The organism is Scytonema sp. NUACC21, assembly GCF_054684315.1.
The window spans coordinates 31392-56831 of the sequence record NZ_BAAFZH010000072.1; the positions used below are offsets into that span (position 1 = coordinate 31392).

At 42.1% G+C, this 25440-nt stretch carries 28 protein-coding genes and 1 tRNA gene; 19 read left to right on the forward strand and 10 right to left on the reverse strand.

Features of this window, described 5'->3' with window-relative positions; translation table 11 throughout:
• Positions 1 to 62 precede the first annotated feature (62 nt).
• The 3 genes from ACYRY3_RS13780 to ACYRY3_RS13790 all read left to right on the forward strand — a co-directional run bounded on the left by ACYRY3_RS13780 (position 63) and on the right by ACYRY3_RS13790 (position 2102).
• Positions 63 to 242 carry a hypothetical protein gene (locus ACYRY3_RS13780; RefSeq protein WP_460202218.1) on the forward strand — a complete coding sequence of 60 codons (180 nt, stop codon included), beginning with the start codon at positions 63 to 65 and terminating at the stop codon, positions 240 to 242.
• A gap of 90 nt (positions 243 to 332) precedes the next feature.
• Positions 333 to 1424 (forward strand): DUF3326 domain-containing protein, encoded by a 1092-nt coding sequence (locus ACYRY3_RS13785; RefSeq protein WP_460202219.1) that lies wholly within the window; start codon positions 333 to 335, stop codon positions 1422 to 1424.
• An 84-nt stretch (positions 1425 to 1508) separates the two neighbouring features.
• Positions 1509 to 2102 (forward strand): CPBP family intramembrane glutamic endopeptidase, encoded by a 594-nt coding sequence (locus tag ACYRY3_RS13790; RefSeq protein ID WP_460202273.1) that lies wholly within the window; start codon positions 1509 to 1511, stop codon positions 2100 to 2102.
• Between the two features lie 51 nt (positions 2103 to 2153).
• On the opposite strand, the gene purN is transcribed toward ACYRY3_RS13790, so the two are convergent.
• Positions 2154 to 2810 (reverse strand): phosphoribosylglycinamide formyltransferase, encoded by a 657-nt coding sequence (gene purN, locus ACYRY3_RS13795; protein ID WP_460202220.1) that lies wholly within the window; start codon positions 2808 to 2810, stop codon positions 2154 to 2156.
• A gap of 25 nt (positions 2811 to 2835) precedes the next feature.
• On the opposite strand from purN, the gene ACYRY3_RS13800 reads away from it, so the two are divergent.
• A complete protein-coding gene (locus ACYRY3_RS13800; protein ID WP_460202221.1) occupies positions 2836 to 3720 on the forward strand; it encodes a carbohydrate ABC transporter permease in 885 nt (294 codons plus the stop codon).
• Between the two features lie 32 nt (positions 3721 to 3752).
• Here ACYRY3_RS13800 and ACYRY3_RS13805 read toward each other — a convergent pair whose 3' ends face one another.
• The 5 genes from ACYRY3_RS13805 to ACYRY3_RS13825 form a co-directional block, all read right to left on the reverse strand.
• Positions 3753 to 4358 (reverse strand): bacteriorhodopsin, encoded by a 606-nt coding sequence (locus tag ACYRY3_RS13805; RefSeq protein ID WP_460202222.1) that lies wholly within the window; start codon positions 4356 to 4358, stop codon positions 3753 to 3755.
• A tRNA-Ser gene (locus ACYRY3_RS13810) sits at positions 4334 to 4420 on the reverse strand. Before ACYRY3_RS13810 ends, ACYRY3_RS13805 begins: the two co-directional genes overlap by 25 nt.
• A gap of 168 nt (positions 4421 to 4588) precedes the next feature.
• Positions 4589 to 4807: a hypothetical protein gene (locus tag ACYRY3_RS13815; protein ID WP_460202223.1), complete on the reverse strand. Its 219-nt coding sequence runs from the start codon at positions 4805 to 4807 to the stop codon at positions 4589 to 4591.
• A 154-nt stretch (positions 4808 to 4961) separates the two neighbouring features.
• Positions 4962 to 5348, reverse strand: a complete 387-nt coding sequence (gene crcB, locus ACYRY3_RS13820; RefSeq protein ID WP_460202225.1) for a fluoride efflux transporter CrcB — start codon at positions 5346 to 5348, stop codon at positions 4962 to 4964.
• A 6-nt stretch (positions 5349 to 5354) separates the two neighbouring features.
• Positions 5355 to 6206, reverse strand: coding sequence for a hypothetical protein (locus tag ACYRY3_RS13825; RefSeq protein ID WP_460202226.1), 852 nt, complete (start codon positions 6204 to 6206; stop codon positions 5355 to 5357).
• Positions 6207 to 6490: 284 nt separating this feature from the next.
• Between ACYRY3_RS13825 and ACYRY3_RS13830 the strand changes: the two genes are divergently transcribed.
• From ACYRY3_RS13830 to ACYRY3_RS13880, 11 genes are all read left to right on the forward strand, one after another.
• A complete protein-coding gene (locus ACYRY3_RS13830; RefSeq protein ID WP_460202227.1) occupies positions 6491 to 6703 on the forward strand; it encodes a hypothetical protein in 213 nt (70 codons plus the stop codon).
• Positions 6700 to 7584 (forward strand): zinc metalloprotease HtpX, encoded by an 885-nt coding sequence (locus tag ACYRY3_RS13835; RefSeq protein ID WP_460202228.1) that lies wholly within the window; start codon positions 6700 to 6702, stop codon positions 7582 to 7584. Before ACYRY3_RS13830 ends, ACYRY3_RS13835 begins: the two co-directional genes overlap by 4 nt.
• A 254-nt stretch (positions 7585 to 7838) precedes the next feature.
• Entirely contained in the window at positions 7839 to 7991 is a 153-nt protein-coding gene (locus ACYRY3_RS13840) for a hypothetical protein (RefSeq protein ID WP_460202230.1), read from the forward strand.
• Between the two features lie 28 nt (positions 7992 to 8019).
• Positions 8020 to 9372, forward strand: coding sequence for a hypothetical protein (locus ACYRY3_RS13845; protein ID WP_460202231.1), 1353 nt, complete (start codon positions 8020 to 8022; stop codon positions 9370 to 9372).
• A 1-nt stretch (position 9373) separates the two neighbouring features.
• The gene (locus tag ACYRY3_RS13850) at positions 9374 to 10003 is read left to right on the forward strand and encodes a hypothetical protein (protein WP_460202232.1); all 630 of its coding nucleotides are present in this window, start codon (positions 9374 to 9376) and stop codon (positions 10001 to 10003) included.
• A 62-nt stretch (positions 10004 to 10065) separates the two neighbouring features.
• On the forward strand, positions 10066 to 11379 hold the full coding sequence (locus ACYRY3_RS13855; protein WP_460202233.1) for a hypothetical protein: 1314 nt from the start codon (positions 10066 to 10068) through the stop codon (positions 11377 to 11379).
• A 52-nt stretch (positions 11380 to 11431) separates the two neighbouring features.
• Positions 11432 to 12580: a hypothetical protein gene (locus ACYRY3_RS13860; protein WP_460202234.1), complete on the forward strand. Its 1149-nt coding sequence runs from the start codon at positions 11432 to 11434 to the stop codon at positions 12578 to 12580.
• A gap of 52 nt (positions 12581 to 12632) precedes the next feature.
• A complete protein-coding gene (locus tag ACYRY3_RS13865) occupies positions 12633 to 13067 on the forward strand; it encodes a hypothetical protein (RefSeq protein ID WP_460202235.1) in 435 nt (144 codons plus the stop codon).
• Between the two features lie 39 nt (positions 13068 to 13106).
• On the forward strand, positions 13107 to 14510 hold the full coding sequence (locus tag ACYRY3_RS13870) for a dipeptidase (protein WP_460202236.1): 1404 nt from the start codon (positions 13107 to 13109) through the stop codon (positions 14508 to 14510).
• Entirely contained in the window at positions 14500 to 15273 is a 774-nt protein-coding gene (locus ACYRY3_RS13875; RefSeq protein ID WP_460202237.1) for an amidohydrolase family protein, read from the forward strand. Before ACYRY3_RS13870 ends, ACYRY3_RS13875 begins: the two co-directional genes overlap by 11 nt.
• Positions 15274 to 15759: 486 nt before the next feature.
• Complete coding sequence (locus tag ACYRY3_RS13880) at positions 15760 to 16218, forward strand: response regulator transcription factor (protein WP_460202238.1); 459 nt, start codon at positions 15760 to 15762, stop codon at positions 16216 to 16218.
• A 142-nt stretch (positions 16219 to 16360) separates the two neighbouring features.
• On the opposite strand, the gene ACYRY3_RS13885 is transcribed toward ACYRY3_RS13880, so the two are convergent.
• Positions 16361 to 16810: a response regulator gene (locus ACYRY3_RS13885; RefSeq protein ID WP_460202239.1), complete on the reverse strand. Its 450-nt coding sequence runs from the start codon at positions 16808 to 16810 to the stop codon at positions 16361 to 16363.
• Positions 16811 to 17111: 301 nt separating this feature from the next.
• Between ACYRY3_RS13885 and ACYRY3_RS13890 the strand changes: the two genes are divergently transcribed.
• Positions 17112 to 17600, forward strand: a complete 489-nt coding sequence (locus tag ACYRY3_RS13890) for a hypothetical protein (RefSeq protein WP_460202240.1) — start codon at positions 17112 to 17114, stop codon at positions 17598 to 17600.
• A 47-nt stretch (positions 17601 to 17647) separates the two neighbouring features.
• On the opposite strand, the gene ACYRY3_RS13895 is transcribed toward ACYRY3_RS13890, so the two are convergent.
• From ACYRY3_RS13895 to ACYRY3_RS13905, 3 genes are all read right to left on the reverse strand, one after another.
• Positions 17648 to 18424 (reverse strand): ParB N-terminal domain-containing protein, encoded by a 777-nt coding sequence (locus ACYRY3_RS13895; protein WP_460202241.1) that lies wholly within the window; start codon positions 18422 to 18424, stop codon positions 17648 to 17650.
• 5 nt (positions 18425 to 18429) lie between these two features.
• Entirely contained in the window at positions 18430 to 19110 is a 681-nt protein-coding gene (locus ACYRY3_RS13900; RefSeq protein WP_460202242.1) for a GIY-YIG nuclease family protein, read from the reverse strand.
• Between the two features lie 86 nt (positions 19111 to 19196).
• Positions 19197 to 20795 carry a DGQHR domain-containing protein gene (locus ACYRY3_RS13905; protein WP_460202243.1) on the reverse strand — a complete coding sequence of 533 codons (1599 nt, stop codon included), beginning with the start codon at positions 20793 to 20795 and terminating at the stop codon, positions 19197 to 19199.
• 158 nt (positions 20796 to 20953) lie between these two features.
• Between ACYRY3_RS13905 and dndC the strand changes: the two genes are divergently transcribed.
• From dndC to dndE, 3 genes are all read left to right on the forward strand, one after another.
• Entirely contained in the window at positions 20954 to 22615 is a 1662-nt protein-coding gene (gene dndC, locus ACYRY3_RS13910) for a DNA phosphorothioation system sulfurtransferase DndC (protein ID WP_460202244.1), read from the forward strand.
• Between the two features lie 213 nt (positions 22616 to 22828).
• Positions 22829 to 24814 (forward strand): DNA sulfur modification protein DndD, encoded by a 1986-nt coding sequence (dndD, locus tag ACYRY3_RS13915; RefSeq protein WP_460202245.1) that lies wholly within the window; start codon positions 22829 to 22831, stop codon positions 24812 to 24814.
• A 225-nt stretch (positions 24815 to 25039) separates the two neighbouring features.
• Positions 25040 to 25426, forward strand: a complete 387-nt coding sequence (dndE, locus tag ACYRY3_RS13920; protein WP_460202246.1) for a DNA sulfur modification protein DndE — start codon at positions 25040 to 25042, stop codon at positions 25424 to 25426.
• Positions 25427 to 25440: the final 14 nt, after the last annotated feature.

Below are 25440 nucleotides of genomic sequence, written 5' to 3' on the forward strand. Positions count from 1 at the left end.
CGCTTCTGTATGCTTGTACGGACGCGAAATATTGCGTCTTTACACACATTAGGAGTTGAAAAATGACGACTCATTTTATTACCGCAGAAATTGATTTACAACAGACTCCCACTGAACTGCAAAAAACAATTGAAGCAGAACTGAAAAAACAGGGCGAACCCCTCCGTTGGGCTATTACCTCTGTAGACGTGGAAAAGCAAACTTGTGCTGTTGAAGCAGTTGTAACTACTGTTAATGGTTAATGGTTAGTGGTTAGTAGTTGGTAGTTAGTCCGCTACTACTAACCACTAACTACTAACTACTAACTCCTCACTACTTTTTTAACTTTGTTTGTGCATCCGTATACATCTATTCTCATTGTACCTACTGGTGTTGGGGCAGCGATTGGGGGCTACGCAGGAGATGCATTGCCTGTTGCAAGAGCCATAGCACGGGTTTGCGATCGCCTGATTACTCACCCAAATGTTCTCAATGGTGCCACTTTATACTGGAATTTACCCAATGCTCTTTATGTAGAAGGCTACGGGCTTGACAAGTTTGCAGCCGGAGACTGGGGATTGCGTCCAGTACATCAAAATCGAATAGGTTTGCTTTTAGACCGAGGAATCGAACCAGAATTACGGTGGCGGCACCTACAAGCAGCAGATGCAGCTAGGGCGACTTTGGGACTATCCCTAACAGACTATGTCATCAGTGATGCACCGTTAAACGTAGAATTACAGATGTCTTCCTCGGGGGCAAGTTGGGGAACGATAGGTAACCCAGATAGCTTGTTACGGGCAGCATCGGCTTTAATTACAAAAGCAGGGGCAGAAGCGATCGCAGTGGTTGCGCGTTTTCCGGATAATATCGATGAAGAAACAGATAAAAACTACCGTCAAGGCAAAGGAGTCGATCCCATCGCTGGTGCAGAAGCTGTAATCAGTCATTTGATTGTACGAACCTTTCAAATACCCTGCGCCCACTCCCCCGCCTTTTCTCCTCCTCCTCTCGATCCCAATTTATCTCCACGTTCTGCCGCCGAAGAGCTAGGGTATACCTTTTTACCAAGCGTCCTTGTTGGTTTGAGCCGCGCACCCCAATTTATTGTCCGAGCAAATCATCAGTTGACCGAACTCAGTACCCATCCTCATGACCAACTAGGAGATATTTGGGTCAATCAAGTCGATTCAGCAATTGTACCAGCTGCCGCCTGTGGTAGCAGCGCCTTGCTAAGTTTAAGTCACAATAAGCGATGTCAGATTGTGACAGTAGAGGAAAATCAAACACAGATACAAGTTCGTCCTCAACCGTTGGGGATCAAATCAATAGAGGTAAACTCATATTTAGAGGCAGTTGGTGTATTGGTTGCTCACCAAGCTGGCATCAATCCCTCTGCCCTCAGTTCAAAAATATCCCGTTTGCGATCCTTAAATTGTGAATGATGAGTGATGAATTATGAATCATTCAACATTACCATATATTATCGTTCATGTTTCTTTTTCATTCCCCTCCTTGAGGAAACTCCCGTGGCACAACAGCACAAGCACGAGCCAGAAATTCCATACTTGACACGCACCCAAGTGTTGGTAGCAATGGGAGTAACTGCGGTTATGTTGTGGATAGTCGCCAAACTGTGGTTGCGTTTTGGCAATTTTACCTTAATGACCTGGCGTTGGCACCAAACGGAGCTATTGCTGGGGGTTGTTTTGGGTTTATCTATCACTGTTTTAAGTGGCATAGCCTATCGTCTTTGGACTCCCTACCGTAGAAGCGCAAATTACTACTTAGAAATGGTACTGAAGCCCCTCGCTTTACCAGATATTCTGTGGCTGGGGCTGTTACCAGGCTTAAGTGAAGAATTATTATTTCGCGGTGTCATGCTACCAGCCTTTGGATTCAATCATGGAGCTGTGATTGTATCCAGTCTGTGTTTTGGTATCTTACACCTCAGTGGTGCCCAACAATGGCCTTACGTTGTTTGGGCGACTATCGTCGGGTTACTACTGGGCTACAGTGCCCTTCTAAGTGGTAACTTACTGGTGCCAATTATTGCTCATATTATGACTAACATGATTTCTAGCTTTATCTGGAAGCTAGGAGAATCTTCTTTAAAAATATAATATGAACGGGATGGGCATCGATGCCCGTCCAACTATGTCATTTATAGTACATTAGCTGACTTTCAAACCAACAGCTGCTGCAAGTGCGATCGCGTGTGGTAAAATCTGATGTTCTTCAACCTGAATCCTAGCATGGAGCGTTTCAGGCGTATCATCGGATAACACGGGCACAGCAGCTTGCATCACAATCGGCCCGCTATCCATTTCCAAACGAACCAAATGCACCGTACAGCCAGCAATTTTTACTCCAGCCGCAAGTGCGTCTTCTATAGCGCGGGACCCCTTAAAACTAGGTAACAAGCTGGGATGAATATTGATAATTCTGTCAAAGAAAGCGTCTATTAAAACCGATGTCACCAGTCGCATCCAACCTGCCATAACTACCCATTCCACCCCGTACTGCTGCAAAGTTTCCACAATTTGCCCATCCAACTCTTCACGGCTTTTGCAGTCACGGTGATTGAGAAGCACAGCAGGAACACCCCTCTTTGCTGCCCGTACTGCAGCATAAGCATCTGGGTTGTTATAAATTAAAACCTGAATCTGGGCAGATAAGCGGCCGTCTTCGATTGCTTGAGCAATAGCCTCAAAATTACTGCCATTTCCCGAAGCCATGATTCCTAGTTTTACGGGGGGTTTTGTAGAAAATGTGGGAGCAGTGATATTCGGAGAAACTAAGCTAGGGGTAGAATCAAGGCGAAGCGTCATAACGGTAGGAAGGATTAATTTGTCAATGCCACAAAAATATACTAAGTCGTGGTTAGATAATGATACAGTTGCGGCATGGATTTTTCTTTCTCCAGCAGTCATTTTGCTGGGTATATTTGTAATTTTGCCCATTGCTTATTTATCTTTCCTTAGCTTTACTGCAGGAAGCTTTACTTCAGCAGGGACTTACTGGGTAGGTGTAAAAAATTATTTGCGCTTGCTATACGATACTGATTTCTTGCAAGTTATTTTTAATACGGCTTACTTTACCGTTGCCACTGTCATTCCCAGTTTGGTGATTTCCCTGGGATTGGCAGTGCTGTTGGATCGTTCCTTTGCTTTACGAGGATTGTTGCGAACAACCTATTTTTTACCCTCTATCGTCTCGTTGATTGCTGCGGGTTTGGGGTTCCGGTGGTTGTTTCAAACAGACGGACCAGTTAACGCGCTTTTAAATAGCATTGGCATTCCATCAATTTCCTGGCTGAGTGACACCTTTTGGGCAATGCCAGTGCTCATTTTATTAAGTATTTGGAAACAACTGGGTTTTAACATGGTCGTCTTCCTAGCCGGACTCCAAGCAATTCCTTCCAATCGTTATGAAGCAGCAGAATTAGATGGGGCAAATGCTTGGCAACAGTTTTGGCATATCACTTTACCCGGATTGGTGCCCACTTTAATATTTGCCACCGTCACCACTATGATTTTTACATTACGAAGCTTTGAACAAGTTTACGTCATAACTGGTGGTGGTCCGTTAAATTCCACTAATTTATTGGTTTATTACATTTACCAAGAAGCTTTTGGTCAATTTGATTTTGGTTATGCTGCTGCTGCTGCAACAGTTCTTTTAGCAGTGACGCTGGTTTTAGTGTATTTGCAACTGCGGAGTTGGGGAGAGGAAAGTTAAATTTTCCACTAACCACTAACCACTAACTACTATCAATAAGACATTTGAGTTTCTCTTGCTGGTTCTCTTGCTTGTTCTAGAGTATGCAGCGTGTTCAACGATAGAAAACCGAAACCAACTTTAGACGCAATATCTAGCAGTGTGTAAAACATCGTCTCAGAACCTTGACCAAAAGTTCTGAAACCTTCTGGGCTGAGAATCCAAACAATTGGATAAAGTGACCACAGCACCAGATGCACTGTTATTAACTTGCGGAATGCTTGCTTTGACCTGGGGTGTTGGCGTTCTGCTTCAATACGATACGGCTGTACGAGCAAATAGACAATGGCAATGTAAGCAGCACAACTTACGATATACCAGATGTAACTCATCGGCTTTGGCGTTACTGTAGCGACAAAACCAGTGGCTAACATATATGCATTTGCTCCCACTAAGCTACCTGTAATAGGTAGACTTGCTCTTCCCAAGAAAGTTAAATCTACTAGCAACAGGGGAGTTGAAAAAAACCAAGTGAGGAACCGCACCCAATAGGTTGGGCGATCGTTGATAATGTTAACTCCCAGACCAAATGCCATTGCGAGATACAGCCCAGCCGCAATTAAGCAAATAAAAACGGAGAGGGTGGGATTTGAACCCACGAATAGGTTACCCTATTAACGCATTTCGAGTGCGCCGCATTCGACCACTCTGCCACCTCTCCATATTCAGGGCTATGATACAAGATGCAAATCAAAATTATATGCCCTATCCTAAAATATAGCATACAATTTAGATAAATGCACCTATTTTGTCTTGGGAAGTATCACAAAAATAAAAAACCGATCGCTACCAAGGCACCCGTAGAAGTCTTACTTTCGTTTGTTAGGGCTTACCCAAGGCGTTCTTGGTAATAGCTTTGCAGCAAATTCTCCAACTTCTCTTCAGGACAGCAATCAATCAAGGCTTCGTACATCTCTAACAATTTTGCTGCGCTGTCTCCCAGTGTTGGGCTAAATTCCCAAACATCCTGTACCCATTCTTGAGAAGGTGTATCCTCAAAAATTAACCGTTCTAGCAATTGCTTCGCTTCTATTTTAGAAATAGACATAATATTCTTTTATATAGTGAGAAAAAATAGACGTTGATTGCGATAGCTTTGCTACAGCATAGCGGCAGAACGCCCATTTAGTGCTCGTGTACTAATGATTGTGTTACTGTCGCACCAACTATTCCCTATCAGCGGTCTGTGCCATAACAACTCTCTACCTCCAAAATTTAGCTAAAACAGTTCCTAATAGAACGCTAACCACTCCCAGTATTGCACTACCTGCCCAATAGAAACTGACTTTTAACAAATTGCCACGATTTAACAAGGTGATAGTATCTAAACCGTAAGTAGAGAAAGTTGTGTAGGCTCCCAGAAACCCAGTTGCTACCAATAACCGTATTTCTGGAGAAATAATTGATACCTTATTGAGAGCCAGGGTTGTGAAAACCCCCATAGCAAAGCAGCCACTGATATTGATAAAAAAGGTGCCGTAGGGAAAATTCGGTCCAAAGCGTTGGGCGAACCATAATGTTATGTAGTATCGGCTCAAAGCACCTGCTACAGCACCCAAAGATACAGCGATTGGATTGCGAATGTTCATCTCAACTCAGAGTAAAGCTGTCATGACATAGTTTGTCACGTAATGGAAATATTTTCTCAGTTCCCCAGCTGCTTTGGTTGAGATTTGCGATGAGTGTTCCCAATTAGGAATGTAGCGATCTTCAATTAATTTGAATGCTTGTAAATAAGTTTCGATTGATGGTTGCTGATGGGTTATAATTCCTTGATACAGCAGATGAGGTTCAATCCCATTTTCTAAACAACTTCCCAGCAGCTTTAAATATCTACTGAGCTGGCAGCGAAATACTTCTATCTGAGGATGTTGGCTACCTAACAACTCGCTAGCAACTTCTTGTGCTAATTCTTCTTTATGAACTAGTAGCCAGTGTCCAGCTTCCAAACAAGCTGCTGTGTGTTCTTCTAGAGTTGGAAGCAACGTACTCAGCTGTTGAATTTGTGCTAGAGATTCCTGCAACTTGTGTTGTTTGGCTTGAATATCTGTGCCGATTCCATTTTCTTCTAAATACTTCTTCTGTTCTAGCTCGGATATTAATTCTTCAACAGTTGGTTTTATGCTTTGAAGAATAATGTGTGTTTGATCTTTCAGGACTTCCAACACTTGCTGACGTAGGTCATACTCTACAAACTTATCTAGCTGATTTTTCGTACTATTTTGCAAAAATGCGAACTGCTGCTGACAATGTTGAATCAGCGAGTCCAGACGCTGCTCTGTGTTTGGTAGACTTTCATAGACTCTTCGCTCAAGATAATCAACCCGTCGTTGTAAAGATTTGACAGATGCACGATGGAACCAAGGGCTGAAAATAAATTCTACAAATTCCTGCAAAATTCTTCCAACCTTATGTAGCAACCCTGTTTTGTTTACGTTCTGTGCCATTGCCTATTTTAGAACATAATCTACTAGCGCAATTTTATACTTTTTTTCTTGCTCCAAAATAAATAATTTTTATCATTTTTTAGATATGTACGACTAATTTTTAGTTCTTTTTATCTAGATTTTTTAATCCTCTACTTTCCCTAATTTTTCTTGTATTCCTGCGTTTCCTACTTTTCTGGCAAAAGTCACTTTGTGTACTTGGAGCCAAAGAATTTCAAGGGGCTATTGAGCCAACAAAACCTATTTTTTAAGATATTTAGATATTGGGTTTGTGATTGAGCTTTGTGCATCTAGCAATTGGTAGAGATCAACTGGCGATCGCAAATTTTGGTGAGTCTTCCAGAGAGAATTTGGGAAACCCGTACCGAATAGGGGCAAAATTTCTACCACCTGAATCTGTGTTTGGGTTGATAAAATTGGACTGTGGCTTAAGTAATGCTGTGGTTAGCAAGTTATTGCGTGTGAAAATGCAGCATGACAAGGAGACCAAAATATGAGAAACCAATTTAAAACCGCAGCTTTACTGGGTTTACTGAGTGCAATTTTGATTGCTATCAGTTATTGGGTAATAGGTGGTACCACTGGTATCATCATGGGTATTGCCCTAGCAGCAGCGACCAACTTATTGTCCTGGTATCAATCAGATAAGATTGCACTGGCAGCATACCGCGCACAGCCAGTATCACCACAAGAAGCACCGGGATTGTATCAAATGGTTCAGCGATTGTGCGATCGCGCTAATTTACCTCTCCCGGAAATATATATCGTTCCCAGCCCAGCCGCCAATGCTTTTGCCACGGGGCGCGATCCGGAACACGCTGCAGTTGCAGTGACTGAAGGCATTTTGAATTTACTGCCAGAAGATGAACTCGAAGGTGTTATCGCCCACGAATTAACTCACATCGCTAACCGCGACACCCTGACACAGGCTGTTGCTGCCACAATTGCAGGAGCCATCTCGTTCCTCGCCCAAATTGTCAGCTACAGCATTTGGTATGCTCCATATTCTCGGGACGATCGCAACAACGGACCAAATCCTTTGGGTTTGCTACTAACCGTATTTCTTGCCCCAATTTCTGCAACAGTTATCCAATTGGCAATCTCACGCACGCGAGAATATGCGGCAGATGAAGGTTCTGCGAGATTGACGGGGAATCCTCGTGCTTTAGCCCGTGCATTGCAACGTTTGGAAGCGACAGCAAAGCAATTTCCTCTCCACGCCAACCCAGCTTTTGAACCACTTTTGATTACAAATGCGTTTTCCGGGCAGTTCCTCAGCAGCTTGTTCTCCAGTCACCCCTCTACGGAAGCAAGAGTTGAGGCTTTGCTAAAGTTAGAGCAAGAACAGCGTTCTAGAGGATTGATTACCAGTTATTAGTTAGCAATCGGTGGTTGGTAGTTGTCTTGCTACTAACCACTAACATTTACAGGCGGTTAGCTCATAAGTATGGGAGTGTCAAGCAAACAAAAGGCGCAAAATCCCTTACCACAGCGTCAATCAATTTTTGCGTGAGATTTCTTTAACTGAAATTATTAGAATTGCTATTGATGCTAGATAATAGAAAAGCTTTAACATTAACTTGCATTCCCTAGCTCTGTAGACCAATCAACAGTGCCACAGCTATCAAAGCAATGGCAAATGCTACCAATCGAGTATTGAGCAATCCCCAACGGGTGCAACGGGCGATGGTTCGCAACGCCGTATTACGCGATCGCACTGCACCCCCTAACCCCCGCCGAGCTGCGGCTGGTTCATGCCCGACTTGCGCTCGCCCCGCTCGCTGAAGTACCCTTCAAGAGGAAGGCTCTGATTATGGTAACGCCACCAGTCTCGACTATTAAGAATACTCCAGAAGGAGCCACCTCTGCCCGGAAGAATGGATTCAAGGGGTCAGCAACTTCTAGCGAGCTGCAATTGTTGGACAACTGGCTTAATATCCAAGCGATCAACCTGATGCGCCATGCCAAATCTCTGCGACCCTTTACCAAGAATGAATTTGGGACAGGTTCGGTGGCTCCAAGTGAGGCACACATTGAGGCGGTTAACCGCTTTATTGACAAATTCCGCAGCAAAGTGGTGGAAATGGCGCGTTGGGTGGAAGCGGCGGCTAATGCTGCTCGCAGGGAACCAACTACAGAACGGTTGCAAGTGCTATTGGAACGCAAACACCAGGTCAGCGATCGCGTTCTTTATATAGAAGGAATTTGGGACTTTTATTTTGACTTGTTCGTCCAGCGCTTATCTAGTTTTGCTGAACAATTGCGATCTGTAGACCGAATTGCTGCTAACTGTTATGAAGACCTCTATGTGGGTTTAGGCACGGCTCAACCTACCCCCAACCTGTTGCCTTTTAGCTATGCCAATTCGGGCTTCAGTCCCGCGACTTTTCGTCGAGGAGTTCCCCTGCGACGGCTACGCCATCACCCTAACCTTTTCCCTTTGATTGTGTTGCCGCAACATCGTTTAGATAATGTCTGGGCATTATCGAGCGTGTTGCATGAAGTCTCTCACAACCTCCAAGCAGATTTGGGTTTGTGGGAGGAAATTCCCGCCCGCGTCTACCAACGGCTGACTGCTGAAGGAAAATTTTCTCCTGAGATTGCCAGCATCTGGGCACAGTGGCATAAAGAAACAATGGCAGATATGTTTGCTCTGGTTTTGGGCGGTCCGGCGGCGATAGAATCGTTAATGGATGTAGTGGGGCGATCGCCTGCCAGTACAGTACGCTTTAGTCCTTTGTCTGTCCATCCCACCCCTTATCTGCGGGTTTTCATCAACCTGATTCTGCTACGGCGGTTGGGATTTGAGAAGATGGCTGGCGATTTAACACGGGTTTGGCAGCGCCTTTATCCCCGTCTCACTCCCAAGGACATTCCCCCCGCGTTCATGAAAACTTTCTTTCCGGCGGCAGAAATGGTTGTAGATACAATGGTGTTCCAGCCCTACAACCAGTTGGCGAATAAGTCTTTAGCACAAGTGGTCAAGTTCGGTCCAGCGCAAATGGAGATGGTGGACTTAGCAGCGCGGCGGTTGGCAGTTGGACAAGACCCCGTAACTGTGCCCGTGCGTTTCATGATTAGTGCTGCGCGGTTGGCTTTAGATCGCCAGTTGGCAACACCGCAAGCAATTACTGATAATTTTTACCGCATCTTAGGGAGGAGATAAAATGGCAGAATTAACACAAGAAGATAGAGAGATTTATGAAAAGCTAAAAGTAGCTTTTGCTACTCTTAATTATCCTAGCACTCCTATCGGACAAATTACCACATCTGTAAAAAATGAGCTTCAAAAAACCTTGAACAATGATACTGGTGAACTCCGCAGAAGAGTAGATTTAGTGAATGGTTACTTAAAAATTCAAGCTCTGCTTTCTCCGGATAAATCAGCAGATGTTCGGGAGATTGTAAATCTTAATAATCAGCTTGACCGCTCTTTGAAAGTAGTTGAAGATGAGATAGTAGACCTAACCAATGAAATAGAAATCATCTCTTCGGATAGTCTATTGTTACAATTTTTAAGAAGGCTCTCATGCTCTCAAAATTTGATAAATTGGACAGAAGCCCTGTTAAGCGATCGCGACCCTAATTTAACCGAGGAACAAACTAAGCAATTAATTCAATCTTGGGGACAAGCGGTTCACAAGTTTGTAGACGACGCGAGGAAAAAAGACGAGTCTTGCGATCGAGTGACTCCCGGCGAGCCAGAAACCTTTGCCAACTTCTTTGGTATCCACAATGAACTAGAAACACTCTACAGTAGGCTGGCGGATACCGACACTGTTCAGAGAGCACGTTAAATTCTGCAATGTCTCCCACGTCTCCTGTCTTCTTTGTAATTACAAGGAGAAAAATTTAACCTATGGCAATAGATGATTTATCTCTAAGTCGTACTTACGCTCAACAATCTAAGATGTTACGTCGAGGATTGATGGCGCAACTTTATGCAACTAAAGCTATTAATCCCGTTGGCGATGCCGAAGGACAAAATGGTTTGCTATTGAGCGACCTTCTGAGTAGTTTTAAACGCTATGCAGGTAATCAACAAACTGCTTATGATAACGGTTCCGTGCAATCTAGTCCAACTAACACTTCTAACCAGTGGGAACGCATAGTCGATAGAGCAATTCACCAAGTTTTAGGGCGCACGCCTGGTAAAGGTGCAACTAACTTTATCAATGCTCTCAATACTGCTTTTCCCGACAACGGTTATGGCACAGTGGCTACCATGCCAACTTACACAACTAATGGCTATAAAGGTATGGGTTTGTTGGCGGAAGTTTCAACAGAGCAAGCAATTCTCTATCGTCAAGTTAGTATCAATATGGCTGATGCCTTGAAGGTGTTGGCAGACATTGAATATTTTTCACCCCAAGCAGATAAGGAAAGTGTTGAATCTTTGAGGGAACTGATTCGCTCGCAAATTAACGTGCTAGTGGAAGAGTTTCGCAGAGCAGACGAACCGCGAGTGTCAAGAGTAGAGTCTTATCTGCGCTCCCTGGATGAATACGTGAGTGAATTTGGCAAACAGGCATACCTGAACAACCCCCGTCTCGCAGTCACAATTGAAGATGAAGAGCAAGTAACCAACTTTAAATTACTCAAATCTTATCTCAAAACCCTCAGTCAAGCTTGGGCGAGGTACTACAATTCAGAAAAATCTGGTCGTTGGGATTCTTTAAGTATCAGGGTCGATCGCGCCAGAGTTTTGTTACCAATAGTTGCCCAAGCTAACCTAGATTTTAGCAATGCCTTAGAGTCAGTCGGTTTGAGTGAAAACGAAAGACGTTCTCGCGCTAGTTTGTTTACAGCGCTGGATTTACCTGCAATTTTGGAACTTGACAGACGTAGTCAAAGTAGCCGTCCCGATCCATCCTTCTTAGGGACTTGGCTACCCAATATAACTGTCAGTGACTTGATTGACTGGTTAGATCGATACTCAAATACAGAAGCTCCCAGTGCTTTGGAGAGTACCTATGGCATCGATTTTGTTACCGATCAAGCAGATCGCTTATTTTGGACGATCGCTCCTATTGTCGCCCATCTCAAAACCATTGTTGCCAGTAATTCCTCCAGTCAATCAACCCTCAAACAAATTCTCTCCAACGAACGAGTCACTTGGGCTTTGGATAATCTTTTAAGTCAACTGAATGCTTTAGCCGAGCTAGCTGCTTAATCGAGAATCGCCACATCGCGAGTTCTAATTTCAAGACAATAGGGAGTTTCTTATGCCAACAACAAATGAGTATGACAAGCGCAACGACCAAGCGGCGGCGCTATTGGAAGAAACAATTAAAAATTTAGGTCCGGAATTGATAGCTAATCCTCAATTAGCGGAAATTCTCAATCGCAAGGTTGACGAGCAGATTAATGAGTATTACAAAACACAAAATGGTAAAGGAGCACCTGCTGACGGTGGGCTGGCTGACTTAATTGGTTTGGGAAAAGATGCTCCTGGAAATTTAGGCGATACGCAGATATCAAGGGGTGTAGTTGATTACGATGATACCGTTACCAGCGATCGCATTTTGGCAACTGCCGACCTTTACTATATCTGCATTCACGAATTTTTGGGTGTGTTCCGAGTGCTGAACAAACTGCAAGAGTTATTCCGGGCTGGAACCTTGCGAATTTCCAGTGGTGTAGGAGCTTACGGGCTCTACCGCTTTGATAAGCATAATATTCTCCGTTATCGCCAGCGCGATCGCTTGCGGGCTTACCGTCGTGTCTTTGGATACACGAGAGTCGATCCGGGCTCCAACGCCCGCCCTAACCCACAGTTTCACGGTTTATTCGTCCACTTCATTGCCGAAACTGCCAAATACTGGCGCGACAAACGCATCAGCGAAGTGATTCGAGAACGAGCCACAGACCCTACCTTTGGTTCAATTGCGATCGTCCGTCGCGCAGGATTAGATTTACGCAACAATCTGAAAAACTCTTCCTATGGCTACATCAACGTCCTGCGAGTAGAAACTTCTCAAGCATTAGCCGAAGCCTTTAAAGTCCTGGAAGCGCCAGACGTGCGTGCTCAATTTGGTGCTGATAACGCTTGGGAACTGATTGAACTGGTGCTATGGCAATATTTCCACGAATCAGTCCACGCCAGCACTATGAATCGCATGGCTGTTACCGGACGAGAAATTATTCGCTGGCTGGCAGAACCTTTCATTCTCAAGAAAAACCGCACAGATTTCGAGGCTCTGTTGTATCGGATTGCAGAAGCTTCAGAAGAATGGATTTCCAGCGAGGAAGGTATGCGGATGACTCGCCCGACACCGCCACCACGGAATATTTACGTACCGGGTGCGCCGCCAAGTGGGATGAGAAGAGATCCAGTATTAGACATATCCAAATCCCTACCGGAACGATTTTAGGGCGAGATTTGACTGCTTACCCAATCACAAAATACGTTTCTACGTATAAATTATGAATCAGCAAAAGTGGTTATTTGAAACTCCATTGACTCTAGTAGATTTTGAAACTACACCTGTATTAGGTGGTGGATACCGGAATCTGCTGAGTGCATCTCAGGATAGCAAGTTATGGGGCAAAGGAGGAAATTATACGATCGCATGGAATAAAACTTGCACTAGCCCAGCCCGGTATAGCGGTGAGACAAACAACTTACAGGATAGACTACAACATCACGTGCAACATATGCGTCGTTTTGGTCTCGATCCCAGCAAATACCAAGTATTAATTACAAACAAACAAGACAAACCCCAAACTAAGACAAGCAAGCACTCAAGGCTTGAAAAACAGGGAGCATCAATTCGTTATGCCAAACGCAGAGGATTTCGCACAACAAATCAGATCGGAGGTAAGTTGCAAGAATCTGAATATTTGTTTGAAGTTTTGTAATCTTGCATTGTTGAATTGCTCGACCCAATCAGAAATTTTATGCTGGGTTTTACATCTCTAGCTGTTGCACCTTTATCTTACAGCCGCCACAACCAACAGCGATCGCGCTGGCTTTCCCAACTGTCCGAACTTATTGCCTTCCCTACTATCTCCGCCCAGACCAAGCACCGCCGCGACCTGCAAGCTTGCGCCCAATGGTTAGGGCGTCACTTAGCAGAACTGGGATTGCACCACGTACAAATTTTACCGGGAATTAGAGGCAGCTTACCTAGTGTCTATGGGGATTGGTTACACGCACCTGGAAAACCCACCCTCTTACTTTACGGTCACTACGATGTCCAGCCTGTTGACCCCCTAAGAGCTTGGCAAACTCCTCCCTTCAAAGCTACTATCATCGGCGAAAATCTGTATGGGCGGGGCGCTAGTGATGATAAGGGACAATTTTTTATTCACTTGAAAGCCATTGAAAGTTACTTGAGAACTACGGGAAAGTTACCTTTAAATATTAAGGTTTGGTTAGAGGGTGAAGAAGAAATCAGTAGCCCCAACCTTTCGGCTTTTTTGAAGCGGGAAGTTTCTCGATTAAAGGCAGATGCAGTCCTGGTGTCGGATACAGAAATGTTAGGTCGCGATCGCCCATCTATTATCTATGGTTTGCGGGGTAATCTCTGGTGTGAATTGACCGTAACTGGACCGCGTCACGACCTCCATTCTGGACGTTACGGCGGTGCTGTCCTCAATCCCCTCCAGGCGTTAAGTGACATTATTTCCGGGCTCCATGACCGTAAAGGACGAGTTGCCATTCCCGGTTTTTATCAACAAGTTAAACAATTAGAACCAACAGAACGCCAAAGGATTCGCTGCTGCTGCAAACGTGACCAACAAATTTTGCATGACCTCGACTTACCTCTAGGTTGGGGGGAAGCAGGTTACAGTTTATACGAGCGTATAACTATTCGCCCCGCCCTGACCGTCAACAGTATCACCGGGGGGTATTCTGCATCAGGAAGTAAAGCTGTTATTCCCAGTCGAGGCTTGGCAAGATTCAGTATCCGGCTAGTTCCGAACCAAGACCCCACAAAAATTGCCCAACTTACTCAGCGCTACGTTCAATCTCTGACCCATCCCGCCATTCGCAGCCACTTAAAAATCACAGGAGGTGCGCGTCCTGTTCTTTTACCCAAAGACCATCCAGTAATAGCCGCAGCAGTCCAAGCTGTGAAAAAAACTTGGGGAGTTGCTCCTGTATTTACCCGCAGTGGCGGCACAATTCCCTTGGTTGAGCAATTATATCGGCGGTTACGCGTACCAATTGTTCTCCTGGGTTTTGGGCTTCCTGACGATGACATCCATGCCCCAAATGAGAAAATGAGCTTGCCTAACTTTTTTCAAGGGATTGAGACGATTATCCAATTTTTGGCGGAGTACGGAAATGATTGTTGATTGTCACTGTCACGCGGGAAAAGGTGACCTGCTCAGAGGTCCTTGGGATACTAACGCACCTATTGAAATTTACCTCAAACGGGCAAAAGCTGCTGGAATTGACAAAACTGTCATTTTCTCACCCTTCCACAGCAACTACGAACACGCCAACGCCAATACCGCCCGCATTGCACGGCGTTATCCAGGTCGCTTTCTCTGCTTTGCAACCATCCATGCTCAACGCGACAAAGGACGAATTTTTCAGTTAATCGAACAAGCCGTTACCCAGTGGGGGTTTTGTGGTATCAAAGCCCACCGAATGGATGGTCCTGCAACCCGCGAACTCTGCGAAGTTGCCAGAACCTTTCACCTTCCGATTCTCTATGACCCCACAGGAGAAACAGATTTGGTAGAACTCCTAGCCAGTGAATATCCTGATGTTAACTTTATCATTCCCCACTTAGGTAGTTTCGCTGATGATTGGCGTGCTCATTTGAGGGTTATTGACCAAATAGCTCGTTTACCTAATGTTTATACGGATACGTCAGGAGTACGGCGGTTTGACTATTTGGAGCAAGCAGTCAAGCGAGGAGGCGCAGGAAAAGTTTTATTTGGTACAGATGGACCTTGGCTACATCCAGGCCTTGAACTTTATAAAATCAGGCTTTTGGGTTTATCATCCCAACAAGAGGCTTTGGTTCTCGGTAAAAATCTACTGCGACTCGTTAGAGGCACCACCTCCTCAAAGGAAATAGCGATATACAATTATACAAAATTAAGATAAGTAAAAAATTCTACAGTTGGCTTAAATTGTTTCAAATTATAGAGTTAGAAATATTGCTTAATATTAATTTGATATGGGTAAACAGATTATCTGGAGCTTATTTCCAGCTACTCCCAATCTATAACTATGTTAATTTTTAGACATATTTAGAGGTGTGTTATTGCAATGTGAGCGTGAAAGATGAAGAGTATTTTTTCTGATAATGGTTGATATATATATGTTTTATTGTTTTTATTTGAACTAGCTAGTACATTTCACGCCAATTTAATTTTATTTAATTGTTTGCCAAGAAGAGTTATGTTTAGTAATGTTTTTTAAAAATTGTAATTTCTTACTTAGATATAATGAGTAAATTCAGGAAACTTGCATTAAACAAACAAGTAACTAATTCCATTTTAAGCACGTCTATTATTGGTTACAAAGCCATAACAATTTGGGTGCGTCGGTAGCTTTAGTCCGAATAAATAGCTATTGTCGGGGAAATTTATGAGCCAGTCACATGATATGAATTTGTCTCTTCAAGGCTTAGATGTCAATACATTTTTTGATAGTATTGGCTTCATTTATTTAGAAAATAAATACTATCTAATTTGCATTCGCTCTAGTTCTTGCAATGACAAGGAAGTAAAATCTGTCAATTTTCAAGAAGTGACTCACTTTGAACTCAATCAAAAACGATATCTAGTTTTTCAAGCAGAACCAACTCCAACTGTTTCGGAAAAAGATGGGGAATTAACAAGTATTCTCACTTCAAGAGAGCTTCAAATTGCGATTCTTGTTGCATTAGGAAAACAAAACAAGCATATTGCCAAGCAACTCCAAATTAGCGAGTGGACTGTTTCTGCTCACCTACGTCGGATATTTACGAAGTTAGGCGTAGGAAGTCGTGCAGCTATGGTCTATAAATGTTCTTCCTTAATTTATCAGAATTTGTCTTTTCAGTAAGTCAGTCAGGGTGAATAAACCAGCTTGGCGTTAGGGCTGGTAGTGGATAGCCGTTAGTGGTTAGTGGTAGTGGTTGGTAGGTTCGAGAGCATCTCAACATTTATTTATATATAGCAGTTCTATTTGAGTAGTAGGGGAGATGTCAAGCTATTCTTCGCTCTACTCTAAGAGCAGACACTAAAGATACGAGCCTTTTGATAATTTTTTGCCAATCATTTATCGATGCAGGTTTGGCAAAATGCTGAACATTCATACTTTCTAGCTGACTCACTTCACTTGGACTTGCAGAACTAATCATTGCCACCACAGGTATGTCTTTGAGGTGAGGTTGCTGCTCGATCCATGTCACTAACTCAATACCACTCATACCTGGTATTATAATATCTGCCAACAATATGAGTTCTGGTAACGAGAAGTAGTTTTTTCTACCATATTGTCCAATCTCTGATAAGTAATACGCAGCCGTAAATCCATCTTCTACAAATTGCAAAGAAACTGGCAATTTAGCTTTGGCAAGAATGCGCTGAATTAGCCGCAGTTCAGGTAAATTGTTTTCTACCAGAAAAATAGATACTGGTTCCAAGTTAGCCATATTTGTTATTGAGTAAACACAAAGTATAAAAAGTGCTTTGAGGTAGATGTCGCACCTGTTCCAGTAAAAATAAATTTGTCAAAAGGAACTTTGTTATTGAGTTTAGGGATCAATTATGAAGAAGTTGGGGAGATTATTGCATCCGTAGATATACGTAATGCACGCGGATAGCTTAAAGAATCTCTGAGTATATTTGCGTGAAACTACAGTTGAACATCCAAAATGGATGGTTTCCTCGCTTTGACATAGTGCTGTCATATTTACTATGCAAGATAGTAATAGAGTTGTTATTCAGTTAAAGATGTTTCACACTTTCTCTCTAAACAAATCTACAAGCGCTTTTCAGGTTTTAGTCGCTGGACTTGCAGCCACTCTGTTTGCATCTGGGTTAACACCTAACATGGAACGGCAAATTAACCAACCAGTGTCTCAACTAACGGCTTCTCGTTCCACAACCCCACAAGATGTGACAGAACAATTTGGTAAACCAGCGCTTGTTTTAGCAGCATTGGTAGCAGGTAGCATTGTTGTTGGTACTGCTTTGACAGAAACAAGGGATAAAGGTACAAATATGATGAGTACTTCCTTGTCTAAAAATCAAGAAAATACTATCCTGATTTTTAATCGAGCTAGCCGTAAGCTGCAGAAAGAACTTCTTCTATTGTTACATGGCGATCGCGAAGCAGCTCATCGACTTTTAACTCAAGCAATGCTAAAGCATCCGAACAAAACCGCAAATTGGTATTTTGAAAAGGTTATTTACGATCTAGAACGCCATCGCCGTGCTTAAAAATTTCTAATATATATAAATCTGTATTCTAGCAGAGGCTCTAACCCTTACAAAGGACAAATGACAACTCTAGCCCTGTCTACAGTTTTGGCATTCTTATTTAAATCAGTGAATAATTCACGAGATACGCTCCTAATTGAATAATCAGCTTCACTTTGAAGATTCTGGAAACCAGCATTAGGATGAAGTAAAACAAACAGAACTGGAATCTTTGTTTGTTGTTCAACTATGCGGAGAGTACCACCTCGAAACTTTTGATCTTCACGGAAAGTCCGCAATGCCCAAAGGCGGTGTTGTCCATCGACAGCTACTGCTAGTACTCTATCTTCATCCCAACGCAGTCGAGCAGAAAGCCCGATAGAAACAAATTGAACACCTTCAAAATTAGCAACCTGAGACTGTGGATGGTTCCATTGTGCATCATCAGGATCGGTACCATCCCAAGGTATTGGTGGAGGAACGATAGTTGTATCCTCATTGAAGGTATCCTTAATCTTGCCATCAACTCCTTTTGGCATCAATACAATCGTAATTGCATTGAAAAACTTTAGCTTTTTAGGATCGAGAAGGTAGCCTTTTACAATGTCGTCCTCTACCCTCTTCTCGTCAATCTCTCGCTGAAAAAGTTCTTTAAGCGACCATTTTGTGTCTAAGGAAGCGGGAATTTGTTCAGCTATTTTCAGTTCATCAATGGCTCGGTTAATTTCCATTAATGACAAAAAGTAGGGTAGAGATATACCTTCTGATAATGTATAAGTTCCAGTTAAACCATAAAGAGGTTTATTAAATCTTGACTTTCCTTCATTATTGGGAAATATAAGCATTTCTTTCAACCGTATCTAAGAGTAAATGATGGAAGAAACAGTCTGGATAAAATATCTTCAATCAAACTATCTGAAGTGGATTCAAATGCTTCAGATTCTTCCAAAACTTGATTATCTAATTCATTATCCTCATTGGAATTATCTACAGAGACGTTTAATGAATTATTAGATGTATAAATCACTAAAAGTCTGCATCTATTAATGTTATGACCAGCAGATGCAAGGCGTTCACGTAAAATGCTTCCTTCACTCAAATGGCTCCGAATTCTAGAGTAGAGATTACTTGCCTTTCCTATATACAAAGGCTGCTGAAATATAAAGGAATTATTCAACAATATGAAGAGCAGTTGACGGAACGATGGATCTGCAGCAAATTCTCTAAGGAGAGCTTCTTTAGAAAAGAAAGTTTCTGGTTGAAGTATTATCCTGTGTGCTGGGGGCAGGTGTGCTTGTCTGGGAGCAGAGTGACCTTTACATAGTTCATCAACTATAAATTTAACGAACAAATCAGGATCATCTACAACAGATGGCTCAAGCTGGAAACGGCGATACCAAGCATAGACTCCACTAATAGAACTGGGAATACGGCTTAAAATAGCATTAGTTCCACGTAGCTGTGCTAAATCGTACAACAAGACGTTTTTATTCAGCTGTTGTACAGCATCATGCCCTTCTGGCAAAACCACAAAATAGGCTCCCTTTACACACCTCGTACCACCGTAGCACAGAGGTATATAAACCGCTATATTTATTCAGGGTAACTCACGCAATATTACAGAATTGGTGGAAGTCCTACTTGCTTGGGTTCAACGAATTTGCCATCAAAACCTATTGTTTTATTTTCAATGGTTCTAACTTTAGCTAAATCTTTACGCAGTTGGGCACGGTCAATATTATCCTGAGTACCGCCTAGGATATATATCAATATTCTTGTCGCTAAATCCCTGCCTGCAACCTGTACTCGCTTTTTATTTGGGTCATACAAAACTCCATACCAAATTGATTGAGGGTGCTCAATACCACTAAAGCCAGCTTCTCGGTCAAACTGACGAAGCTTTTTAAATATATCTTCCAAGGAAAACTTTCTTTTAAAGACTAAGATACCAAGAGCTTGAACTATGGCAACTTGACCAACGGGACGGAAAAGCATATTTCCTTCACCTCCATCCTTTTCAAAGCTGAAACGGCGCAATAAAGGCGTATCTTCATCATCCAGAATTTTGTAACTTGGCAAGGTTGCCAAATAATCGAAAAGTCTATAAAAACTCCTAATTCCTTCTTCAAGTTCTTCATCAGTTGGTCTTAGAGGAATTAAACCTTTGTCTAAAGGTTTCCAGTGAGGGTACTTTTGTCCTAAGTACCGCTCAGACATTTCTTTAAGAGCTTGAAGTGTTGTCAAAACTGTCGATTTAGCTGCAACTGTTGCACTATCCCAATTAACACGAGGTTTGCGATCGAGACGCTGTTCAAAAAGTGGATGAGAAGTGGCGATCTTTCTGGCAACAATCGAAAAACCATCATCCTCATTTAGCTGCACTAACTGACCTTTAGTCAAGGGCGCAGCCATCAAATTAACATGAACAAAGATAGATCGTACACGTCGCCTTGCTCGATCGCGAGTTTCTCCAGCAGCCACTGCACAAATAAACTCGATACCAATTTTCTCCTTGGGCAAACTTTCTAGATAAGCAGGCTCAACCTGATAGTGCTCAAGCAAATCAGCCACAGTAATCAAGGTATCATCAGGAGATTTATCTTTCTTGTACCTTTGGAGTTGACCAGTTTTGAGCAACTCCATCAATCCTTGTGCTCCCATCAGTCGATGTTGGCCATCTAGTGCATAAATAGTTACATCCTCCTCAGAAACGTTGAGCAAACCAACTGTACCATCGGCATCTAATGGCATGAAATCAGTAGTGGGTTTTTTGGCTTGCCCGTTGTCATCCCACTCAGGTGCTGCAGAATTATCTACCCAAGGGCGAGCGATCGCTACAAGAACAGGAGGAAATTTATGATTTTTCCGAGTAGCTAAATATTGCATTAAGGGGAGTTGACGAGACCAATCAAGTGGACGCTGTTGAATCTCATCAATAGTCTCGGCATCAATTTCCACGTTATCTGTCTGGTGGTTGTACTTTTGCTGTAAAAGAGGTAAAGCAGAGGCAAAGCGCACCCGTTCTGCAAACCATTCTAAGGAGACAGAACCTATATATGCCTCAATACCGCCCATCTCCGTTTTTTGAACCAGAAGCCAATCCTTAGTACTAAGAAATTTATCCAGCAGCAAAGAAATTGCTTTTTTATCTTGGCTTTCTCTGTCTAGAGAATCATTAGCGCTCGCGGTAGCTCGATCGGATGCACTTTTCTTCATAACTATTTTTAAAAACTATTCGCTCTACTATACAATTTAAAAATTCAGTTTAAATACACAAGTTTTTAAAAACCATTCGCTTTACAATACAAAGACTGCTTTCTAAGCCTTCCTAGAGGAAGCAAGTAACTGTCTGTCTTGTCAGAGGAAAGAGAGAAATGGCTACAGCACCACAGCCTGAAAATAAAACTAAGCCAGCCCGTACTGTGGCAGAGTTAGTGGATGATATCCAAGCTCTTACCACTGAAATCCAAGAACTATACTGCTTAGATGGAATACCCTGGATTATAGGAGTGTCTTGGGGCAAAGATTCTAGCGCCGTATTGCAACTAATCTGGAATGCGATCGCCACTCTTCCTCAAGAAAAACGAACTAAAACAATCCATGTGATTACAACTGATACTCTGGTAGAGAACCCTGTAGTTTCCGCTTGGGTTCGGAAATCAATACAAAATCTCAAGTCGGTTGCTAAAGAACAGGAGATACCAATTGAACCGCATCTGCTCGAACCAGTAGTTCAAGATACATTTTGGGTTAACTTGATTGGTAAGGGTTACCCAGCGCCACGCATTCAGTTTCGTTGGTGTACTCAACGCTTGAAAATTAATCCCGCTAACCAGTTTATTCGTGAGATGGTTAGAGCAAGTGGTGAAACAATTCTTGTCCTAGGTACTCGTAAAGCAGAAAGTTCCAAACGTGCTGCAACAATGCAAAAGCATCAAATGGGTAGGATTCGCGATCGCCTCAGTCCAAATGCGAGTCTACCTAACTCTCTGATTTACACTCCTATTGAAGACTGGAGTAATAATGATGTCTGGATCTACTTAAATCAGTGGGACAACCCTTGGGGACAAAGCAATAAAGATTTATTCAATTTGTACCGAGGTGCAACAGCAGACAATGAATGCCCCTTAGTTGTTGATACATCGACTCCAAGTTGTGGCGATTCTAGATTTGGCTGCTGGGTTTGTACTCTAGTCAATCAGGATAAGTCAATGGAGGCAATGATCCAAAATGATGAAGAAAAAGAATGGATGCAGCCTTTGTTAGATATACGAAATGAATTAGACTTAAAAGATGATCGAGATAGAAGAGATTTCCGACGTATATGGGGAAATGTTCAACTATTTGAGCGCAATGTAAATGGCAAAATAGTAGTAGAGCCAATACCCGGTCCTTATACTAAATATTGGCGGGAATATTGGTTGAGGAAGCTTTTAGAAGCACAAACACAAATTCGTCGTACAGCACCAGAAAGTATGCGCGATCTCACCTTAATTTCTATAGCAGAGTTGAGTGAGATTCGACGTATTTGGTTGGAAGAAAAACATGAGTTTGATGATAGTTTACCGCGCATCTATCAGGAAGTTACAGGTGAACCTTTCTCAGATCCACGTCCTAATGATGACTATAAGTTACTTGGTATTGATGAATGGGCAGTACTAAAGGAAGTGTGTGTGGGTGATGATATGCACTTGGAACTAATGGCAAAACTACTGGATACAGAACGCCAGTTTCTTATGAAAACGCGTCGGGTGGGAATATACGAAGCCTTAGAAGACTGTTTTAAGACGAGTTCTCATACTCGCAAGCAAGCAATTGATAATGCTTACATAAAACTTGAGTTGAAAACAGCAGTTGACAAAGGTGATGTTGAAAAGATCAAGCAATTGACTTTGGGTGATGTTGAGACAGAGGGAAAAATATATCTGACAAATGAGCTATCTGCAACTTCTGCTATAGAATCGGCCTCTCCAGAGAGTACCAAGGAGCAAAGCTGGGCAAACAAAAAATTCCGAAACAAGAAATCTACGCCCTAAAGTTGCTCCTCATCTTGCGTGGAATTATCCAGGTGTAACCTGTTAACGACTACCTTACCTTATCCCTAGCTAATTTTAGCTCATTCCCGCGCAGAACCCAGGAATTCTTATCTGTGGGCTTCTACCTCAAATGCTTTTAGAAACTAAAACGTTACAAGAGGCAGATCCTCCCTAAACATATTCCCAAACTCATTGGGAAAACGATAAAAAAATATGAAATTTCTTGAACTTGTACTGCAAAACTTTGGTCCTTACTATGGGCGTCAAGTCATCAATCTCGATCCAAAAATTGATGAAGAAAATTCTCGCTCAATTATCCTTTTAGGTGGAATGAATGGTGGAGGGAAAACTACGTTCATGGATGCTATTCGCCTTGCACTTTACGGGCATCGTGCTCAATGTTCTACTCGCGGAAATTTAAGTTATGGTGACTTTCTTAGTCAATGTGTTAACAGCCAAACTCCACCAAATCAAGATACTCGTATTGAATTAGTTTTTGAACCTATCGAAAATGGTGAACCAGTACAATATCGAATAGTACGATCCTGGAAAAAAAATCCTAAAGACGCTAGAGACAATTTAGGTATTTTGAACACAAAAGATGAAACTTGGCCTGTTTCTTCATTAGTTAATATCTGGGACGAATACATTGAAAATCTACTTCCATTAGGAATTTCTAACTTATTTTTGTTTGATGGTGAACAGGTAAAAGAGCTAGCAGAGCAGGACACACCTCCATCTTTTATAGGTGAGGCAATTCGCTCTCTTTTAGGTCTAGAGTTAGTAGAACGTTTAGCATTTGATATAGAAATATTAGTCAATCGCAAACGAAAAGAAATGGCAAATAATAAAGATTTGATAGATTTAGAAGAAATAGAAAAAAAACTAAAAAAACAGCAGGAAGAAAATGAGGCAACAAAAAATCAATTAACAAAAGTAGAAAAGCAATTACAAGCAGCAGAAAAAGAACAGAATGAAGCACTTAATAAATTTATTACTGAAGGTGGTAAAATTGCTAGCGAACGGAACCAGCTAGAAATACAACAAAAGGAAAAGATCGCTGAGGTAAGCAAAGTACGTCAGGAGTTACGTCATTTAGCTGCTGGTGCTCTACCACTAGCATTAATAGAACCTTTACTGAATCAGGTACAGATGCAGGGAGAAAAAGAATTTCGCATACAACAGGTTCAAATCGCAAAAAATATTATTCTTGAGCGAGATAAACGCTTACTTAAGTGTATTAATAAGTTAGAAATTGCAGAAGATTACAAGGATAAAATTCAAATAATTTTTGACAAAGAAAATCAAGTATTACAACAAGAAAAAGATGATAATACCTGGTTATTCACTGATTTTGAAATTTTAAAGAAAACGCATCAATTACAGTATTCTTTAAAGACTTTAAAAAGTCATACTAATCAACAAATTAAAATTCTTAAAATTCAAGAAAAAGAAATTAAAAATTTTGAGAGAAAATTACAGACAGCAGCGTTACCAGAAGATTATCAAAAGTTAGTAGATATACTTGAAGCAGCACAAAGTAAATTAGCTGAAAGAAAAATATTTCACGAAAGAACTAAACATCGTTTAGAGAAATTAGAGAGTGAAGTCAGAGAAACAAAAAAGGCTTTACAAGAATATACTAAACAAAATCTTGATACAAAAAATTCTGAACACATAATTGCTGCATCTATCAAAGTCCAACAGACACTTAAGCTTTTCCGCGAACGCTTGGCTCTGAAAAAACTTAATAAGCTGGAATTGGAAGTGACTGAGTGTTTTCGCTACCTATTACATAAGTCCGATCTTGTACACCGTATAGTCATTGATACTGATACTTTTGGTCTCTCTTTGTACGATTTACAAGGTAAGATGGTTCCAAAACATCGTTTATCCGCAGGTGAGAAGCAACTTTTAGCGATCTCATTCCTTTGGGGATTAGCCCGCGTTTCCGGTCATCGCTTACCAGTAGCAATAGACACGCCTTTAGGCAGGCTCGATTCCTCTCACCGTACCAATTTAGTTGAACGTTACTTTCCATCAGCCAGCCATCAGGTCATTCTCCTTTCAACTGATACGGAAATCGGAGAAAAAGAATTTAAAGTTTTGCAAGAAAATGGTGCGATCGCTCGTAAATATCTGCTGCAATATGATTCATCGACTCGTCAAACAAAAGTTAAAGAAGGATACTTTTGGTAAGTTATCATTTTGAATTGAGAATATCTCGTCTAAATGTATCCTCATTCCATAGCAATCCTAAATCATTTGTGAAAAGTTAGATCCCCTGCTTCCTAAAAGAAGTTGGGGCTCTGGACACTATGAGTGCAGTAGTTTATCCTGAAATGTTTGCGCTACACATGAAATAATCTCCATAATGTAGCTCAAATATCGTGTTTTTCTTCATACCTACGCCTCTGTCTAACCATGGAACCTCCCATTGACCGTATAAAACTTTCCCAAACAGCCAAAGACCAACTCATCAAACTCAAACGCAATACCAAAATTGAAAACTGGAACGTATTATGTCGTTGGGCGTTTTGTCGTTCTCTTGCAGAACCAGCCCCTCCATCACCCGTACCAATACCTGCTGATAGCAATGTTGAACTGACATGGCGGGTGTTTGGTGGGGAGATGTCTGATATTCTGTTACTTGCCCTTAAGCAACGCTGCTACAACGACGGCTATGGGACAGATAAAGAAACTCTTGCTACCCAATTTCGCCTTCACTTGCATCGTGGTATTGGTTACTTGGCAGGGGACCCAAATATTAAGAGAATTGAAGATTTAATTGAATTAGCGACAAAAGCGTGAAAACTCCAAGTGCA